Below are 240 nucleotides of genomic sequence, written 5' to 3' on the forward strand. Positions count from 1 at the left end.
TGATCTACCTGCGCGACAACCCGCTTCTAAAGGAGCCGCTGGCGATCGAGCACGTCAAACACCGTCTGCTCGGTCACTGGGGCGCGAGCCCCGCCCTCTCCTTCGCCTGGGCGCATCTGAATCGCTGCATCAAGCGCGACGACCTCGACGCGATCTTCATGGCCGGTCCCGGTCACGGCGCCCCGGGCGTGCTCGGACCGACCTACCTGGAGGGGACCTACTCCGAGGTCTATCCGGACA

General features: G+C 66.2%; 1 pseudogene. It reads left to right on the forward strand.

The window, feature by feature from the left end:
• Positions 1-240 (forward strand): annotated as a pseudogene (locus B4N44_RS13845) (phosphoketolase); the annotation flags it as partial.

This window comes from Thiocapsa sp. UBA6158, from assembly GCF_002423035.1.
GTDB lineage: Bacteria > Pseudomonadota > Gammaproteobacteria > Chromatiales > Chromatiaceae > Thiocapsa.